Origin of the sequence: Murinocardiopsis flavida (assembly GCF_003014485.1) — a bacterium.
Lineage (GTDB): Bacteria > Actinomycetota > Actinomycetes > Streptosporangiales > Streptosporangiaceae > Murinocardiopsis > Murinocardiopsis flavida.
On sequence record NZ_PYGA01000001.1, the window covers coordinates 209,023 to 225,045 of the forward strand.

Annotated in this window: 15 protein-coding genes; 4 read left to right on the forward strand and 11 right to left on the reverse strand. The window is 71.7% G+C overall.

Annotation, left to right across the window (positions count from 1 at the left end):
* Positions 1-27: 27 nt before the first annotated feature.
* The 5 genes from CLV63_RS34355 to CLV63_RS00945 form a co-directional block, all read right to left on the reverse strand.
* On the reverse strand, positions 28-453 hold the full coding sequence (locus CLV63_RS34355; protein ID WP_106580907.1) for a cytotoxic translational repressor of toxin-antitoxin stability system: 426 nt from the start codon (positions 451-453) through the stop codon (positions 28-30).
* A complete protein-coding gene (locus tag CLV63_RS00930; RefSeq protein ID WP_106580908.1) occupies positions 450-866 on the reverse strand; it encodes a prevent-host-death protein in 417 nt (138 codons plus the stop codon). The genes CLV63_RS34355 and CLV63_RS00930 overlap by 4 nt, the downstream gene beginning before the upstream one ends.
* A gap of 179 nt (positions 867-1,045) precedes the next feature.
* The gene (locus tag CLV63_RS00935) at positions 1,046-3,883 is read right to left on the reverse strand and encodes a vitamin B12-dependent ribonucleotide reductase (protein WP_106580909.1); all 2,838 of its coding nucleotides are present in this window, start codon (positions 3,881-3,883) and stop codon (positions 1,046-1,048) included.
* A 131-nt stretch (positions 3,884-4,014) separates the two neighbouring features.
* Positions 4,015-4,476: a transcriptional regulator NrdR gene (gene nrdR / locus CLV63_RS00940; RefSeq protein ID WP_106580910.1), complete on the reverse strand. Its 462-nt coding sequence runs from the start codon at positions 4,474-4,476 to the stop codon at positions 4,015-4,017.
* 340 nt (positions 4,477-4,816) lie between these two features.
* The gene (locus tag CLV63_RS00945; RefSeq protein ID WP_245928503.1) at positions 4,817-5,275 is read right to left on the reverse strand and encodes a LysM peptidoglycan-binding domain-containing protein; all 459 of its coding nucleotides are present in this window, start codon (positions 5,273-5,275) and stop codon (positions 4,817-4,819) included.
* A 473-nt stretch (positions 5,276-5,748) separates the two neighbouring features.
* Between CLV63_RS00945 and lexA the strand changes: the two genes are divergently transcribed.
* Entirely contained in the window at positions 5,749-6,363 is a 615-nt protein-coding gene (gene lexA / locus CLV63_RS00950) for a transcriptional repressor LexA (RefSeq protein ID WP_394339732.1), read from the forward strand.
* A 63-nt stretch (positions 6,364-6,426) separates the two neighbouring features.
* Here the strand turns inward: lexA and CLV63_RS00955 are convergent, their stop codons facing one another.
* Positions 6,427-7,194: an ArsR/SmtB family transcription factor gene (locus CLV63_RS00955; RefSeq protein WP_106580913.1), complete on the reverse strand. Its 768-nt coding sequence runs from the start codon at positions 7,192-7,194 to the stop codon at positions 6,427-6,429.
* On the reverse strand, positions 7,191-8,132 hold the full coding sequence (locus CLV63_RS00960; RefSeq protein ID WP_106580914.1) for a DMT family transporter: 942 nt from the start codon (positions 8,130-8,132) through the stop codon (positions 7,191-7,193). The genes CLV63_RS00955 and CLV63_RS00960 overlap by 4 nt, the downstream gene beginning before the upstream one ends.
* 174 nt (positions 8,133-8,306) lie before the next feature.
* On the opposite strand from CLV63_RS00960, the gene CLV63_RS00965 reads away from it, so the two are divergent.
* Positions 8,307-9,389 carry an alpha/beta hydrolase gene (locus CLV63_RS00965; RefSeq protein ID WP_106580915.1) on the forward strand — a complete coding sequence of 361 codons (1,083 nt, stop codon included), beginning with the start codon at positions 8,307-8,309 and terminating at the stop codon, positions 9,387-9,389.
* Between the two features lie 18 nt (positions 9,390-9,407).
* Here CLV63_RS00965 and CLV63_RS33105 read toward each other — a convergent pair whose 3' ends face one another.
* The 3 genes from CLV63_RS33105 to leuS all read right to left on the reverse strand — a co-directional run bounded on the left by CLV63_RS33105 (position 9,408) and on the right by leuS (position 13,408).
* Positions 9,408-10,169, reverse strand: a complete 762-nt coding sequence (locus CLV63_RS33105; protein ID WP_146165494.1) for a hypothetical protein — start codon at positions 10,167-10,169, stop codon at positions 9,408-9,410.
* Positions 10,170-10,236: 67 nt separating this feature from the next.
* A complete protein-coding gene (locus CLV63_RS00975) occupies positions 10,237-10,908 on the reverse strand; it encodes a hypothetical protein (protein WP_106580917.1) in 672 nt (223 codons plus the stop codon).
* A 4-nt stretch (positions 10,909-10,912) separates the two neighbouring features.
* A complete protein-coding gene (gene leuS, locus CLV63_RS00980) occupies positions 10,913-13,408 on the reverse strand; it encodes a leucine--tRNA ligase (protein WP_106580918.1) in 2,496 nt (831 codons plus the stop codon).
* A 233-nt stretch (positions 13,409-13,641) separates the two neighbouring features.
* Here leuS and CLV63_RS00985 point away from each other — a divergent pair, with 233 nt between their 5' ends.
* The gene (locus tag CLV63_RS00985; protein WP_106580919.1) at positions 13,642-14,061 is read left to right on the forward strand and encodes a DUF6406 domain-containing protein; all 420 of its coding nucleotides are present in this window, start codon (positions 13,642-13,644) and stop codon (positions 14,059-14,061) included.
* A gap of 117 nt (positions 14,062-14,178) precedes the next feature.
* Entirely contained in the window at positions 14,179-15,726 is a 1,548-nt protein-coding gene (locus tag CLV63_RS00990) for a long-chain-fatty-acid--CoA ligase (RefSeq protein WP_106580920.1), read from the forward strand.
* A 46-nt stretch (positions 15,727-15,772) separates the two neighbouring features.
* Here the strand turns inward: CLV63_RS00990 and CLV63_RS00995 are convergent, their stop codons facing one another.
* On the reverse strand, positions 15,773-16,000 hold the full coding sequence (locus CLV63_RS00995) for a hypothetical protein (RefSeq protein WP_106581236.1): 228 nt from the start codon (positions 15,998-16,000) through the stop codon (positions 15,773-15,775).
* Between the last annotated feature and the right edge of the window lie 23 nt (positions 16,001-16,023).

Sequence of the window (16,023 nt, forward strand, 5' to 3'; positions counted from 1 at the left end):
GCCCGGTCCCCTCGCGGAACCCCCGGGTCAGCCGCCACTGGTCCAGTACTTCTGTGCCCTGATGACGGCCTCGTCCTTGCTCATCGCCGCAACCTCGGCGGGATCGACACCGGCTTTGGCTATCAGCAAGTGGACGAGGTCGGCCGGGAGGGCTTCGGACATTGGAACGGGCGCGCCCCGATCCGGCACATCGCCGTCACGGACGCAGGCCCAGAAAGCGCCCTCGTCCACGTCCAGCTGGTCGCGGAGGATATGCGCCCACATGCTCCTGCCGTAGTCGCCTCGGTCGACGGGCCGGGAGATTCGGGTTCGGAGCACTCTGCCATCGGGAAGGTCCAGTTCATAGGTGACGTGATGGGTACCCGTGCGCCCGCGGGCGTCTCGTACCACCCGCCAGCCCTCGACCCGGCAGAAGCGGTCGTGGTCCGCACGTGTGGGTACCGGCCAACTCACGGGCCCTCCCCGACCACCCAGTCGCGCAACTGCCCGTCGTCGCTGAGACTGATCAACTGCACGAGCCCCCAGTTACCGCGATGGTTGGGGGCGTCCAACAGATGGTCCTGCCAGTCATCGGCGTACTCGCGCAGTGCATCGACCATCTCGGCAACGGCTTCGTCAAAGGTCCCGGCGTCGGCCGCGACCGGCAGGCCCGGAATGAAGACCGACCACCCGCCGGCCTCTGGAACCACCTGCGCCTGCGAGGGGGTGACCGCCGCGAGATAGTGCCGCAGCCTTTCGCTGTCGACGATGGCGGTCGTGGCCGACTCTCGGCGCACCGTGGCCACCCGACCCCTTTCCGCCGCATCGAGCAGAGCCTTCAAATGCGCACGCGCATCCGTGTAGCTGTCGTAGTGCACAACGGCCATTGGACCTCCATCGATCTGAGGATCAGTCTGCCCGCCGACTCGACGTACGTCAAGTACGTCGCGTACTTATGAGTCCTCGGTGTCCGGCCACGCCGCCTGCGCTTCGGCCAGCAGGGCGTGGAACGAGGCGGGCGGGGAGGCGGCTGCTTGCCGGCTCCCCGCCCTGGTGTTGGTTGCGGTCAGCTGCAACCGCTGGTGGAGCCGCAGCCCTCGCAGACGTAGCAGCTGCCCGACGGGCGCATCTTGGTGCCGCAGGTGATGCACAGCGGGGCGTCGGCGACGAAGCCCTGCTTCAGCTCCATCAGCTCGGTGCTGGTGTGCGCGGTCTCCGCGCGCTCGCGCGGGCGGTCGTCGTCCTCCTCGACGCTCTCCTCACCGACCCGCGGCGCCGACTGGGCGTAGGACTCGACCTGGGCCGCGACCTGCGCGGGGTCCTCCCCTGCGGCCTGGGCGCGGCGCTCCTCGACCGAGAACACGCCGAGCGCGGCGCGCTCGTCGTAGGGCAGGTAGTCCAGGGCGAGGCGGCGGAAGATGTAGTCGACCACCGACTGCGCCATGCGGACGTCGGGGTCGTCGGTCATGCCCGCCGGGTCGAAGCGCATGTTGGTGAACTTCTCGACGTAGGTCTCCAGCGGCACGCCGTACTGGAGGGCGATGGAGATCGCTATCGAGAACGCGTCCATGACCCCGGCCAGGGTCGACCCCTGCTTGCCGAGCTTCATGAAGACCTCGCCGAGGCCGTCGTCGGGGTAGGACCCCGCGGTGATGTAGCCCTCGGCGCCGCCGACCGTGAACGACACGGTCTGGCTGGGGCGCTTCTTCGGCAGCCGGCGCCGGACCGGCCGGTTCACCTCGATGACCTTCGGCTCGGCGGCCGCGGGCTCCTTGGCGTCCTCGGTCTTGGCCGTGGACAGCGGCTGGCCGACCTTGCAGTTGTCGCGGTAGACCGCGAGCGCCTTCAGGCCGAGCCGCCACCCTTCGTAGTAGATGTGCTCGAAGTCCTCGACCGTGGCCTCTTCGGGGACGTTCACCGTCTTGGAGATGGCGCCCGACAGGAACGGCTGCACGGCGGCCATCATGTGCACGTGGCCCATGGGCTTGATGTAGCGCTTGCCCATGGCGCAGTCGAACACCTCGTAGTGCTCGGGGCGCAGGCCCGGCGCGTCGACGACGTGCCCGTGCTCGGAGACGTACTCGACGATCGCCTCGATCTGCTCCTGCTGGTAGCCGAGGTTGGCGAGGGCGCGCGGGATGCCCTGGTTGACGATCTGCATGGAGCCGCCGCCGGTCAGCTTCTTGAACTTGACCAGCGAGAAGTCGGGCTCGATGCCCGTGGTGTCGCAGTCCATCATGAAGCCGATGGTGCCGGTGGGGGCGAGCAGGCTGGCCTGGGCGTTGCGCCAGCCGTTCTTCTCGCCGGTCTTCAGGCACTCCTCCCACGCCGCGGTGGCGGCGGTGGCGATGGCGCGGTCCATGGCGTGCATCGGGCGGAGGTCGTCGTTCGCCGCGGCGTGCTTGCGCATGACCCGCTTGTGCGGCACGGCGTTCTTGGCGTAGCCCTCGTAGGGGCCGACCACACCGGCGAGTTCGGCGCTGCGCTTGTAGGCCGTACCGGTCATGAGGGACGTGATCGCGGCGGCGACCGCCCGGCCGCCGTCGGAGTCGTAGGCGTGGCCGGTGGCCATGAGCAGCGCGCCGAGGTTGGCGTAGCCGATGCCGAGCTGGCGGAACGCGCGGGTGGTCGCGCCGATCTTCTCGGTGGGGAAGTCGGCGAAGGTGATCGAGATGTCCATCGCCGTGATGATCAGCTCGGTCATCCGGGTGAAGTTCTCGACGTCGAACGTGTCGTCGTCGCGCAGGAACCGCAGCAGGTTGATCGACGCCAGGTTGCAGGAGGAGTTGTCCAGGTGGACGTACTCCGAGCAGGGGTTGCTGGCGCTGATGCGGCCGCTCTCGGGCGCGGTGTGCCAGTCGTTGATGGTGTCGTCGTACTGCACGCCCGGGTCGGCGCACGCCCATGCGGCCTCGGCCATGGAGCGGAACAGCCCCTTGGCGTCGACCGTCGCGACGGTCTCGCCGGTGGTGCGGGAGACCAGGCCGAAGTCCGACTCGCTCTGCACCGCGCGCATGAACTTGTCGGAGACCCGCACCGAGTTGTTGGCGTTCTGGTACTGGACGCTGACGATGTCGGCGCCGCCGAGGTCGACGTCGAAGCCCGCGTCGCGCAGCGCGCGGATCTTGTCCTCCTCGCGCGCCTTGGTGGCGATGAACTCCTCGACGTCGGGGTGGTCGACGTCGAGGACGACCATCTTCGCCGCCCGGCGGGTGGCGCCCCCCGACTTGATGGTGCCGGCGGAGGCGTCGGCGCCGCGCATGAAGGACACCGGGCCCGACGCGGTGCCGCCGGAGGACAGCAGCTCCTTGCTGGAGCGGATGCGGGAGAGGTTCACCCCGGCGCCCGATCCGCCCTTGAAGATGACCCCCTCTTCCTTGTACCAGTCGAGGATCGACTCCATGGTGTCGTCGACCGACAGAATGAAACAGGCGCTGACCTGCTGCTTCGACGCGGTCCCCACGTTGAACCACACGGGCGAGTTGAAGCTGAACAGCTGGTGCGCCAGCGCGTACTTCAGCTCGTGGTCGAAGATCTCGGCGTCCTCGTCGGTGCCGAAGTAGCCGTGCTCGCGGCCGGTGGCGGTGTACATGCCGGCCACGCGGTCGATGAGCTGCTTCAGGCTCCACTCGCGCTCGGGCGTGCCCATGGCGCCGCGGAAGTACTTGCTCGCCACGATCTGGGTGGCGTTCATCGACCACGAATCGGGGAACTCGACGCCGCGCTGCTCGAAGTTCACCGAGCCGTCGCGCCAGTTGGTCATGACGACGTCGCGGCGCTCCCAGGTGATCTCGTCGTAGGGATGCACCCCGGGGCTGGTGAAGATGCGCCGCATCCTCACGCCCTTGCGCTGCGCCTGGCCCTTGCCCTTTCGGGACGATGAGCCACTGGTGGTCTCGGTCATGTCGCTCCCCCTTGTGTTCTTAGCCGCTGATCCGCACCTGATCGACGCGGCGTGCGCGTGCGCGTGCGGCGGTGCGCCCGGTCGTGAAAGCCGTTTCGGACCCGGGGGCCCGTCCGGAGCACTCCCCGGCCCTACTCGCCCGCCGCGGCGCGCTCGGCACGCAGCCGCGTGATCTCGTCCTCGAAGTCCGAAAGTGATTCAAAGCCCCGGTAGACCGAGGCGAAGTGCAGGTAGGCGACCTCGTCGAGGTCGCGCATGGGGCCCAGGATGGCGAGGCCGATCTCGTGGGCGGGGACCTCGGCGACCCCTCTGCCGCGGATCTCCTCTTCGACCTGCTGGCCCAGTTTCGCGAGGGCGTCCTCGCTGACGGGCCGCCCCTGGCAGGCCCGCCGCACACCGGCGATGATCTTGTTGCGCGAGAACGGCTCCGTGACGCCCGACCGCTTGGCGACCATGAGCAGGACGGTCTCCTGGGTGGTGAACCGGCGCTCGCACGCGGCGCAGGCGCGCCGGCGGCGTATGGCGGCACCGTCCTCGGTCGACCGGCTGTCGATGACCCGGGTGTCGGGGTGCCGGCAGAACGGGCAGTGCATACCGGTGGACCTCCCCCATGAGCAGTCGGCGCGTCGCCGCCGGGCGGCGGGGCCGCGCGCACGGCGCCAGGGCCACCGGGACCGGCGGGGTGACACGACAACGCGCACGCCCGGCATCTCCGGCGAACCTGTACGATCGGTTACTTATATTAAGCACAATCTCTAGGCCGCTTGTTCCTGCCCGGCACTAGATGTTGTGGTTAACCTACGGCGGCGACTCGGGGTCCGCAAGTCGCCGCGAGGGCGCGCCGGGGCATTGCCCAGGTCATCGAGAACGGGATCGGCGGCGCGCTCGGGCGTGTCGCGCGCGGAGCGGAAATCGGACCGCGGCGCGGGCGGCTCAGGCGCCGGGGAGCACGAGCTCCTGCCCGGGGGCGAGCCGGGGGGTGGTCAGGTTGTTGATGCTCACCAGTTCCTCGACGGTGCGCCGGGGGTCTTCGTCGGGACGGAGCCGCTCGGCGATGGTCCAGAGGGTATCGCCCTCGCGGACGGTCACGCTGGGCTCGCCGAGGCCCACACCACCGGTGGCGGCGCCGGCGTTGCCGGCGCCCAGGGCGACGGTGGTGACCACGAGGAGCGCCAGGGCGGCACCGGCGAGGACCGCGAGCACCGAGACGAACACCACGCGCCCGCGGCGGGTGAGCCGGAGGTCGCCGAGGCCGGCCACAGCGGCGGCGCGGTACGCCAACGACCCCGCCCACGAGGCGATCCGCCGCGGCGGGAGCGCCGAATGGAGGTCGGGCAGGCCGCCGAGAACCGAAGGGGCCCCGCCGGGGGATGCGGCGCTCTCGATGCGCACGTGAACTCCTCGCAGTTCGGTACCTGTGCCGTACTCGCGGATCCGGACCGGACGGGACGATGCTGAGCGGGCCATGGTCCTCACCTTCGAACGACAGTTCGCTAGAACTACTGTTCGATTATTACCGCATCCGGCGCGATTTTTCAGCACCATCTCGAACGTTTGTTTGATATCGCAGTGGCTGACCACTAAAGTTGGACACGTTTCACCGCGGTGTACCGGCGTCCGCGAAAATCGCGGATCCGGCGCGGTACACCGCACGGGAAACTCAAATCTGCTCCGCCGACAGCCCAGAACACCACCCGCCGAGGAGGCCGGCCGTGCCGGAGGAAGACCACGCGACACAAGCACCTCAGGCGCGCGGGCAGACCGTCACCCCGCTCCGGTCACCCGGCGCGAAGGCGGAGGGCGCCCAGGCTTCCGAAGACGGACCTGAGGCGGCCCCGAAACTCACGGCCCGCCAGCAGAGCGTCCTGAACTGCATCCACCGTTACGTACGGCAGCGCGGATACCCACCGTCCATCCGAGAGATCGGCGACGCGGTGGGGCTGTCGAGCCCGTCCAGTGTCGCGCACCAACTGAAGGTGTTGCAACGCAAGGGGTACCTCTACCGCGATCAGAATCGCCCACGGGCGGTGGAAATCCGCATACCGGGACAACCGCCGGTGCGGTCCTGGGACGAACTCCGCGACGACCCCCGCGCCGAGGCGTCGTCCGCCACCGACATCCCGGTGGTCGGCCGCATCGCGGCGGGCGGCCCCATCCTCGCCGAGGAGTCCGTCGAGGACATCCTCACGCTCCCCAAGCAGATCGTCGGCGAGGGGCGGCTGTTCATGCTCACGGTCGTCGGCGATTCGATGATCGACGCCGCCATCACCGATGGTGACCTGGTCGTCGTCCGCCAGCAGCCCGAGGCGAACAACGGTGAGATCGTCGCGGCGCTCATCGACGACGAGGCGACCGTCAAGACCTTCCAGCGCCGCGAGGGCCACGTCTGGCTGCAACCCCGCAACGACGCATACGAGCCCATCAACGGCGATCACGCCACGATCCTCGGCAAGGTCGTCGCGGTCCTGCGCAAGGTGTAACGACTTCGACTCAGTTCGATACGGGCCCGTGATCCGACGGCGATCGCGGGCCTTTGCGCGCATTCAGCCGCGCGATGCCGCCGCATTCGTATCGCGGCGCGCCCGAATGGTTCGCGGCGCCTCGGGTTCGGCCGGTGCCGCGGTATCGAGGCCCAGGAGGTCGGCGAACGCGTGCCGCCCCCGGTCGGTCACCCTGATCTCCCGCGGCCGCGCCCCGGGGGCGATCCACTCCCGCTCGGCGCAGAGCCGGCGCAGTTCGGCGCCCGCGGCGCCGGCGAGGTGCGGGCGGCGGTCGGTCCAGTCCAGGCACGCCCGCACCAGCGGCCGCCGCCCCGCGTCCGGTTCGGGCAGCACGCAGCCGAGCCCGGCGAACCACGCGCGGCCCTGCGGTGTGAGCGCCGTCCCGTCGGCGTCGCCGAGCAGCCCGCGGTCGCACAGCGCCGCGAACATCCCGGTGCCGAGGCGCCCGGCGAGGTGGTCGTAGCAGGTCCGGGCCGCTGCGAGGGCCCGCGAGGCGCGTACCCCCGCCAACGACCGCCGCGGGGCCTCCTCGGCGCCCGCGAGCAGGCCGAGGTCCTCCACGAGCTGCGCGGTCTGCCGGTCGCGCAGCCGGACGTAGCGGTGCCGCCCCTGCCGCACCTCGGCGAGCAGCCCGCCCTCGACCATCCGCGACAGGTGCTCGCTGGCCGTCGGCGCGCCGACACCCGTGTGGCGGGCCAGTTCGCCCGCCGTCCACGCGCGCCCGTCGAGCAGCGCGAGGCAGATCGCGGCCCGGGTCCGGTCGGCCATCAGCGCCGCGAACCGCGCGACCGACCCGGCGTCGATGGTCATGTCCGCCTCCTCGCCCGTCCCTTCGCGCCCGGCCGGCTCCGCGACAATGCGACCCCGGCGAGGCACACCGCGCCGCCGGCCAAGGCCGCGAGCGCCGGGGCCTCCCCCGTGAGCGGCCACGCCATGGCCACGGTGATGGGCGGGACGAGGTAGGTGCTCACGCCCAGCCGCCCCGCGTCGATCCTGGACAGAGCGTAGGCCCACGTGCCGAACGCCAGCGCCGTCGGCACCAGCCCGAGGTAGACCAGGCCGCCGACCGCACCGGCCGGGGCCGCCCCGACGTCCGCGACGAGCGCGGGCGCGTACGGCAGGCAGGCCACCGCCCCGATGGTGCAGGCCAGCCAGGTCACCTGGACGGCGGGGATGCGGCGCAGCACCGGTTTCTGGCTCAGCACGCCGATCGCGTAGGTGCAGGCGGCGAGCAGGCACAGCGCGACCCCCACGGCGTCGGCCGGCGCCTCGCCGACCGTCGCCGCGCCGATGAGCAGCACCCCGGCGAACGCGACGGCGACCCCCGCGAGCAGCCGCCGCGGGAAGCCCTCCCCCAGCAGCACCCCGGCCAGGACGGCGATCAGGATCGGTCCGATGTTGACGAGCATCGCCGTGGTCCCCGCGTCGACGCGCAGCTCCGCGGCGTTGAGGGCGACGTTGTAGACCGCGAACCAGCTCAGCCCGCACACGGCGGCCAGCGCCCACTCTTTGCGCGTCGGCCGCACCCAGCCGCCGCGCACCAGCAGGACGGCGCCGAGCGCCGCGCTGCCGATGAGCAGCCGGCCCAGCGCCAGCGGGCCGGGCCCGATCGAGGGGCCGACCATGCGGATCGCGACGAACGCCGACGCCCACGCGAGCACGGTCACGCCCACCGCCGCGGCGGCGCTCCAGCGCTCGCGCCGCTCCGTGTCCTCTGTCGGCTTCGGGGCCGACCGCTGAGTGGTCATGGCATCGAACCTAGGGCCGCGACGGTTCGGCGGCCGCCGAAGTGTGTCGTGTCGGGTCTCGGCATGCCGACCACGGTAGGACGCGCGCCGCCCCCTGGTCCGGCGGAATTCCGACGCCGCGTCGGGCGACCGGCCGGGGCACGGGCGCCCGCGCCGGGCCAATACGGTAGGGGCATGCCTACCGCACTCTCCCCGTTCGCCCCGCGCGCGTCCGGCGCCCTGGCGGTGTGCGCCGCGCTGCTGCTCTCCGCGGGCTGCGGTGCGGCACCGGAGCGCACGGCCGAGCAGCCGCCCGGCGCCGCCGAGGAGCGCGACCTGCGCTTCACGAGCGGGCCCGACACCCTGCACGGGACCTTCGCCGTGCCCAAGGGCGCGTCGGGGAAGGTGCCGGGCGCGCTCATCGTCTCGGGGAGCGGGCCGACCGACCGCGACGGCAACAGCGACATGCGGCCCAACGCCGACACCAACCGCAACTTCGCGCGGGTGCTCGCCGACGCGGGCGTGGCGTCGCTGCGCTACGACAAGCTGGGGTCGGGCGACACCGGCATGGCGTCCCACGCCAAGGACGACCGGATCGGCTACGACGTCTTCGAGCAGGAGATGACCGACGCCTACGCCGAGCTCGCCGCGCAGCCGGGGGTCGACCCCGGCCGGCTGATGGTGCTGGGGCACAGCGAGGGCAGCCTGTTCGCGCTGCGCGCACCGCAGGTCATCGAGGAGAACCCGCCCAAGGCGCTGGTGCTCGCCGCGCCGGTGGGCAACCGCTACCTCGACACCGTCGACCGCCAGATCACCGAGCAGGTCCGCGGCGGGGAGTCGCAGGGGCGGTTCGACGCGGAGCGCGCCACCGCGGTGCTCTCGGACACCCGCCTCGCCATCGCCAGGGTCCGCGGCGGCCACCCGGTGCCCGACGACATCGCGCCCGAACTCGACGCCCTGTTCCGCCCCGAACTGGGCCCGTTCCTGCGCCGAATCGACGGCCTCGACCCCGCCCGGCTCGGCGCGGACCTGCCCGCCGACGTCGCCACACTGGTGCTGTGGGGCGAGGCCGACAGCCAGGTGGTCCGGCAGGACGTCGACCGCCTCATGACCGGCCTCGACGGCGCCGAGCGGGTGGACCTGCCGGACACCGACCACGTGTTCCGGGTGTACCACGACTCCCCCGGCTCGCCCGTCCTGGACGACGAGCGCGACTTCTCCCCGGACGTCGCCCCGGCCCTCACCGGCTTCGTCGACTCCGCCCTGGCCGGCGCCTGAGCCGCCGGCAGGCGCGGGTCAGTCGTTCTGGGCGTTGATCCTCTTGACGGTCGCGCGCAGGAGCTCCTCGGCGCCGGCGACCGCCTCGTCGTCGGAGATGAGTTCCATCGCCTCGAAATCGGTGCCCGCGGTGTAGCAGGTGAACACGAAGAGGTTCGACAGCCGCACCCCGGCGCAGCCCTGCTCGACGTCGTCGTCGAACCACGACAGCGCCTCGTCGCCGAGCTTCGCGATGCGCTCCGGGTGGTACTCCCCGGACTGCTCGCGGAGGTCCTTGGCGGCCTCCTCCTCGGCGCCGGCGCCGGGCCGGTTCTCGTGGCGGGCCATGACCAGGGTGGCGCTCGCGGGGACGCTGGAGCCCTTCTCCGGCGTGGTCCAGGTGCACTGCTCGCCGTCCCACCAGGCGCCTTCGTCCTTGGTGTCGATCGGTTCGGCGATCTCGGTGCGGTAGTCGGGCACCAGGGCGCCGAGGGCCGTGGTCTCCCCCACCGCGCAGTCGGGTGTGGCCTCGAAGTCGCCGCCGGTGGCGTTCAGCCAGACGACCCCGGCGACCCCGCCCACGACGAGGAGCAGCAGCAGGACGGCCGCGGTGACCACCGCGGTGACGGCACAGCCCCGGTTGCCGCGCGGGGCCGCGGCGATGAGGGGCGGCGGCTGCGCGGCGGCGGGCGCGCCGGGGCCGGCGGGGGCCTGTGCCGGGTCGGGCGGCCCGCTGTGGGGCCCGGGAGGGCGCGCCTCAGGGCGACCGTGCTGGTGCCAGCCGTTGGGCGGCTGCGCCATGGCTGTTCCGATCTACTCCGGGTCACACGGGCCGCGCGGGACCAACCTATCCGTCCGCCCCCGTGCCTTACAGGGACTCCTTGACGCTCTCGGCGACGCCGACGGCGCCTTCGCGGGCGGCGTCGTAGCTCATGGGCGGGCCGGCGGCGGCCTCGTCGCCGCCGTAGAACACGCGCACCACCAGGTTGTCGCTGCGGAACGCCACCTCGGCGGTGCTGCCGCCGCTCCGGCTCGGCCACGCCAGCGCGCCCTCGCCGAGGGCGTTGACGGGGACGGCCCCTTCGAGGCCGCCGACCGGCGCCAGGCGGCGCAGCTGCTCGGACGCGCGGCGGTCGCCGCTCACCTCGCCCGACTTGTCGGTGTAGTGGGCCTCGAAGTCGATGGAGATCGAGCGGGCCGGCGCCGCGCCGTCGTTCAGCGAGGTCCACGCGCAGCTGCTCCCGCTGGCGTCGGACAGCGGGCCCCGCTCGGCGGTCTCCAGCACGGCCGACGGGACGGCCTGCTCGACCGCGTCGTCGCCGACGGTCGCGCAGCCGGGTGCCGATGCGTGGACGTCGGCCGGCGCGGCTGCGGCGGCCGGTCCGTCGGCGCCGACCGTGAGCCCGGTCGCGACGGCGCCGACGGACAGCAGGACCACGGCTATGCCGCCGACCAGGGCTGTCTGCAAGCGGCTCGCGTTCTGCCAGCTCCGCTGCACCCGGCCGGCGTGCAGCCGCGCCTTCTGCACCCAGGGCCGCATCGGTTCAGCTCACCACGATGTTGACCAGTTTCGGCGCGCGCACCACGACCTTGCGGATGGTGCGGTCGCCGATGTGCGCCTGGGCCTTCGCAGACGCCAGCGCCAGCGCTTCGAGCTCGTCGGCGGTGATGTCGGGGGCGACCTCCAGTTTGTCGCGGACCTTGTTCGCCACCTGCACCACGCAGGTGACGGACTCGCGGACGAGCAGAGCGGGGTCGGCCGGGCGCCAGTTGCCGATGGCGACGGTGCCGGTGTGCCCCAGCCGCTCCCAGCCCTCTTCCGCGACGTAGGGCGCCACGAGGCTGAGCATGACGGCGACGGACTCGGCCGCTTCGCGCACGGCGGGGTCGGCGGCGCCGGGGCCGGAGTCGATGGCCTTGCGGGCGGCGGTGACCAGCTCCATGATGCGCGCGACGGCGACGTTGAACCGCTGGATCTCGACGGCGGCGGTCACCTTGTCGATCGCCTGGTGGGTGGCCTTGCGCAGGGCGAGGTCGCCGGCGGCGGGGTCGGTGCCGGGCTCGGAGGCGGCCCCTGCCTCGACCATGACGCGGAACGCGCGGTTCAGGAACTTCAGCGACGCGGCGGGCGAGACGTCGGCCCAGTCGATGTCGTCCTCGGGCGGGCCGGAGAAGATCATGGTCAGGCGGACGGCGTCGACGCCGTAGGAGTCGATCTCGGTGCCGAGGTCGACCCCGTTGCCGAGGGACTTCGACATGGCCCGGCCGCCGTTGATGACCTGGCCCTGATTGAGCAGCCGGGTGAACGGCTCGGTGAAGTCGAGCATGCCGAGGTCGTGCAGCACCTTGGTGAAGAAGCGGGCGTACAGCAGGTGCAGGATGGCGTGTTCCTTGCCGCCGATGTACTGGTCGACGGGCCCCCACTTGTTGGCCTTGGCGCTGTCGAACGGCCCGGCGTCGTACCCGGGCGAGCAGTAGCGCCACGGGTACCAGGAGGAGTCGACGAAGGTGTCCATGGTGTCGGTGTCGCGCTTCGCGGGGCCGCCGCACGCGGGGCAGTCGACGTTGACCCAGGACTCGGCCGCGGCCAGCGGCGAGATGCCCTTGGGCGCGAGGTCGGCGCCCGCGAGGTCGTCGGGCAGCACCACGGGCAGCTGGTCGTCGGGGACGGGGACCTCGCCGCAGTCGGGGCAGTGGATGATCGGGATGGGCGTGCCCCAGAAGCGCTGCCGCGAGATGAGCCAGTCGCGCAGGCGGTAGTTGACGGTGCCCGTGCCGGTGCCCCGCTCGCCGAGGATCGCGATGATGCGGGCGATGGCGTCGTCCTTGCCGAGGCCGTCGAGCGGCCCGGAGTTGACGAGGACGCCGTCGCCGGTGGTGGCGGTGCCGGACCCGGCGGGTTCGGGCTCGCCGGTGTCGACGACCGTGCGCACCGGCAGGTCGAAGGTCCGCGCGAAGTCGAGGTCGCGCTGGTCGTGGGCCGGGACCGCCATGATGGCGCCGTGCCCGTAGTCGGCCAGCACGTAGTCGGCGGCCCAGATGGGCATGCGCTCGCCGTTCACGGGGTTGACGGCGTGGCGGCCGAGGAACACGCCGGTCTTCTCGCGCTCGGTCGACTGGCGGTCGATGTCGCTCAGCTTGGCGACCTGGGCGCGGTAGGCGTCGAACGCCGCGCGGTGCTCGGGCGTGCACAGTTCGTCGGCGAGCGGGGCGTCGGCGGCGACGACGAAGAAGGTCGCGCCGAAGAGGGTGTCGGGCCGGGTGGTGAAGACCGTGACGGGTTCGTCGCGGCCCTCGATGCCGAACGCGACGTCGGCGCCCTGGGACCGGCCGATCCAGTTGCGCTGCATGGTCAGGACCTCGGCCGGCCAGCCGTCGGCCAGTTGGTCCATGTCGTCGAGCAGCCGCTGGGCGTATTCGGTGATCTTGAAGTACCACTGGTTCAGGCTGCGCCGCACGACCGGTGTGTGGCAGCGCTCGCACAGCCCTTGGACGACCTGCTCGTTGGCGAGCACGGTCTGGTCCTTGGGGCACCAGTTGACGAGGCCGTTCTTGCGGTAGGCCAGCCCGCGCTCGAAGAACCGCAGGAACAGCCACTGGTTCCAGCGGTAGTAGTCGGGGTCGCTGGTGTGCAGCCGCCGCGACCAGTCGGTCGACACCCCGTAGCGGCGGAACGACTCGGCCTGGGTCTCGATGTTGGCGTAGGTCCACTCGGCCGGGTGGGTGCCGTTGCGGATGGCGGCGTTCTCGGCCGGCAGGCCGAAGGAGTCCCAGCCAATGGGGTGCAGGACGTTGCGGCCGCGCTGGAAGCCGTAGCGGGCGATGACGTCGCCGATGGCGTACACCTCGGCGTGGCCCATGTGGAGGTCGCCCGACGGGTAGGCGAACATGTCGACGACGAACGACCGCGGCCGGTCGTCGGCGGGGTCCTCGTCGGCGACGAAGGGGGTCTCCTTCTGCCAGCGGGCCCGCCACTTGTCCTGGAGCGCGCGCGCGTCGTAGGTCTCGCTCGCCGCTGGGTCACCGTCTACCGCTGTCATCGCTGGAGTTGTCCTCTGTCGGGTGGCACGCCGGTTCTCGATGTCAAGGTTAGCGCGGGGACCGACGGACACCGACCGGCGCGCGGCGGCGGGAGCGCGGCGGTTCCGCGCCGACACGCCGACCGCTCCTTGACCGTCTGGCTACGCGGAGTGCTCATCCGGTGTAAGAATGCTTGGCAACGGTGGAAACGACGGCCGTTTCCACGCGCCTGAGCCATGGGAGCGCTGACCAGATGAGTGTCCACAGCCGCGTCGGCCGCAGCGTCAGGGGGGCCGCTGTCGCCATCGCGTGCGCCGGCCTCGCAGTGGGACTCGCCGGGTGCGGCGAGGACGCTCAGGGCGAGAACACCGCCGAGTCGCGCCCTGCGCCCGTGCTGGGCGAGAACGACGACCGCATCCAGCTCACCGAAGGCGTGCCGTTCTCCACCGGCGCCGGCGCGGACGACGGCACCACGTTGCAGGTCACCGGGTCCAGCGACGGCAACGAGCCGGCCGTGGAGATCAGCACCAGCGTGGCCGGCGGCGACACCGCGACCGAGACCGTCGCGCTCGGCGACACGCTCGACGTCGACGGCGCCGCGTGGCAGGTGTCGGAGATCGCCGTTGCGGGCTCCGGCGCCCAGCCGAGTTCGGTGACCCTCGTCAGGGAGTGACCACCGAGGGCATCGCGGCTGGTCGCGGCGGCTCCGGCAGGGCCGGAGCCCGGATTGCGCCCCCGAAGTTACCGTGCGGTAGAAATGAGTCCTGCCACACACTCCCCGGGAGGCGCGATGCTGAACCTGTCGGTACTGCTCGAAGACGGTGCCCGCACTACCCCTGACCGCGACTGCGTCGTCTTCGGCGACCTGCGGCTCAACTACGCGATCGTCGACATGATCGCCAACCAGGTGGCGAACCTGCTGGTGGCGCGCGGCGTGCGGCCCGGCGACCGGGTGGCGCTGGCGAGCCCGAACACGCCGTACTTCCCGTTCGTGTACTTCGGCGCGCTCAAGGCCGGCGCCGTGGTGGTCCCGCTGAACGTGCTGCTGACCAGCCGTGAGATCGCCTTCCACCTGCGCGACTCCGGTGCCACGGCGCTGTTCGCGTTCACGGGCACCGCCGACCTCCCCCTCGGGCAGCGCTCCCGCGCGGCCTTCGACGAGGTCGACTCCTGTACGACCTACATCGACCTGCCGGCGACCGCCGGCGCCGTTGAGTCCGAGATCGAGGGCGCCGAGACACTGTGGAAGGCCCTCGACGGGATGCCGGGGACGTTCGCCACGGTCCGCACCGAGGCCGACGACACCGCGGTGCTGATCTACACCAGCGGCACGACCGGCACCCCCAAGGGCGCCCGGCTGAGCCACAACAACCTGCTGTTCAACGCCGTGTGCTCGGACGCGCTGTTCGACCGGCGCACCGACGGGCCCGACGTCTTCCTGGCGGCCCTGCCGCTGTTCCACATCTTCGGCCAGACCACGATGATGAACACCGCCCTGTACCGGCACGCCACCATGGTGCTCCAGGCGCGGTTCACCGCCGACGACGCCCTGTCGCTCATGGAGCGCGAGGGCGTGTCGATCTTCGCCGGGGTGCCCACCATGTACTGGGGGCTGCTGTCGGCGCAGGGCGAGCACGACATGGCCGCCATCACCGGCTCCCTCGCAGTGGCGGTCTCCGGCGGCGCCGCGCTGCCGGGCGAACTGGCGCGGCAGGTCGAGGAGCGGCTCGGGGTGGAGATCCTGGAGGGCTACGGGCTGTCCGAGACCTCACCCGTGATCGCGTTCAACAACCCGAAGGTCAAGGCGAAGACCGGGTCGATCGGCCGGCCGATCTGGGGCATCGAGATGAAGCTCGTCGACGGCGCGTTCGAGGACGTCGAAGGCGAGGGCCCGGGCGAGATCGCGGTGCGCGGGCACGCGGTGATGCAGGGGTACCACGGCCACCCCGAGGCCGACGCCCTGGTGCTCAAGGACGGCTGGTTCCGCACCGGCGACATCGCGCGCCGCGACGAGGAGGGCTTCTACTTCATCGTCGACCGCTCCAAGGACCTCATCATCCGCGGCGGCTACAACGTCTACCCGCGCGAGCTGGAGGAGGTGCTCATGACCCACCCGGGGGTGAGCCTCGCCGCCGTGGTGGGTGTCGCCGACGCGACCCGCGGTGAGGAGATCAAGGCCTACGTGATCCGCGCCGAGGGCGCGGCGGTGAGCGAGTCCGAGCTGGTCGAGTGGGCGAAGGAGCGCCTCGCGGCGTACAAGTACCCGCGGGTCGTGGAATTCCGCGACGAGCTGCCGATGACGGCGACCGGCAAGATCCTCAAGCGCGAACTGCGGTAGGCGTCACCCGCCGGGTCCGCGGCCGCGCAGGCCCGGCGCCGCCTGTTCAGGACATGGGCTGCCATTGGGAGTCGCACGCCGTGCAGCGGAACTCGATGCGCAGCCCGCAGGACTTGCAGTGCGGGCCGGGGCTGTTCTGGTCGAGGTGCTCGGCGTGGCGGTCGGCGAAGTAGCGCAGGTCCATGCACACGTTGCAGCGGATCTGGACGGTCGTGGGGCTCTTGTGCCACGGGCCTTCGGGCTCGATCTCGTGGTCGTCGGATGCTGCCGGCACCGCTTCCCCCTCCAAGTCGGACG

What these genes read in the sequence shown, in the direction of transcription:
- CLV63_RS00930 (WP_106580908.1), bottom strand. Translation starts at nt 866, where the DNA reads ATGGCCGTTGTGCACTACGACAGCTACACGGATGCGCGTGCGCATTTG.
- CLV63_RS00935 (WP_106580909.1), bottom strand. Translation starts at nt 3,883, where the DNA reads ATGACCGAGACCACCAGTGGCTCATCGTCCCGAAAGGGCAAGGGCCAG.
- nrdR (WP_106580910.1), bottom strand. Translation starts at nt 4,476, where the DNA reads ATGCACTGCCCGTTCTGCCGGCACCCCGACACCCGGGTCATCGACAGC.
- CLV63_RS00955 (WP_106580913.1), bottom strand. Translation starts at nt 7,194, where the DNA reads ATGACCATCGACGCCGGGTCGGTCGCGCGGTTCGCGGCGCTGATGGCC.
- CLV63_RS00960 (WP_106580914.1), bottom strand. Translation starts at nt 8,132, where the DNA reads ATGACCACTCAGCGGTCGGCCCCGAAGCCGACAGAGGACACGGAGCGG.
- CLV63_RS00965 (WP_106580915.1), top strand. Translation starts at nt 8,307, where the DNA reads ATGCCTACCGCACTCTCCCCGTTCGCCCCGCGCGCGTCCGGCGCCCTG.
- CLV63_RS33105 (WP_146165494.1), bottom strand. Translation starts at nt 10,169, where the DNA reads ATGGCGCAGCCGCCCAACGGCTGGCACCAGCACGGTCGCCCTGAGGCG.
- CLV63_RS00975 (WP_106580917.1), bottom strand. Translation starts at nt 10,908, where the DNA reads ATGCGGCCCTGGGTGCAGAAGGCGCGGCTGCACGCCGGCCGGGTGCAG.
- leuS (WP_106580918.1), bottom strand. Translation starts at nt 13,408, where the DNA reads ATGACAGCGGTAGACGGTGACCCAGCGGCGAGCGAGACCTACGACGCG.
- CLV63_RS00985 (WP_106580919.1), top strand. Translation starts at nt 13,642, where the DNA reads ATGAGTGTCCACAGCCGCGTCGGCCGCAGCGTCAGGGGGGCCGCTGTC.
- CLV63_RS00990 (WP_106580920.1), top strand. Translation starts at nt 14,179, where the DNA reads ATGCTGAACCTGTCGGTACTGCTCGAAGACGGTGCCCGCACTACCCCT.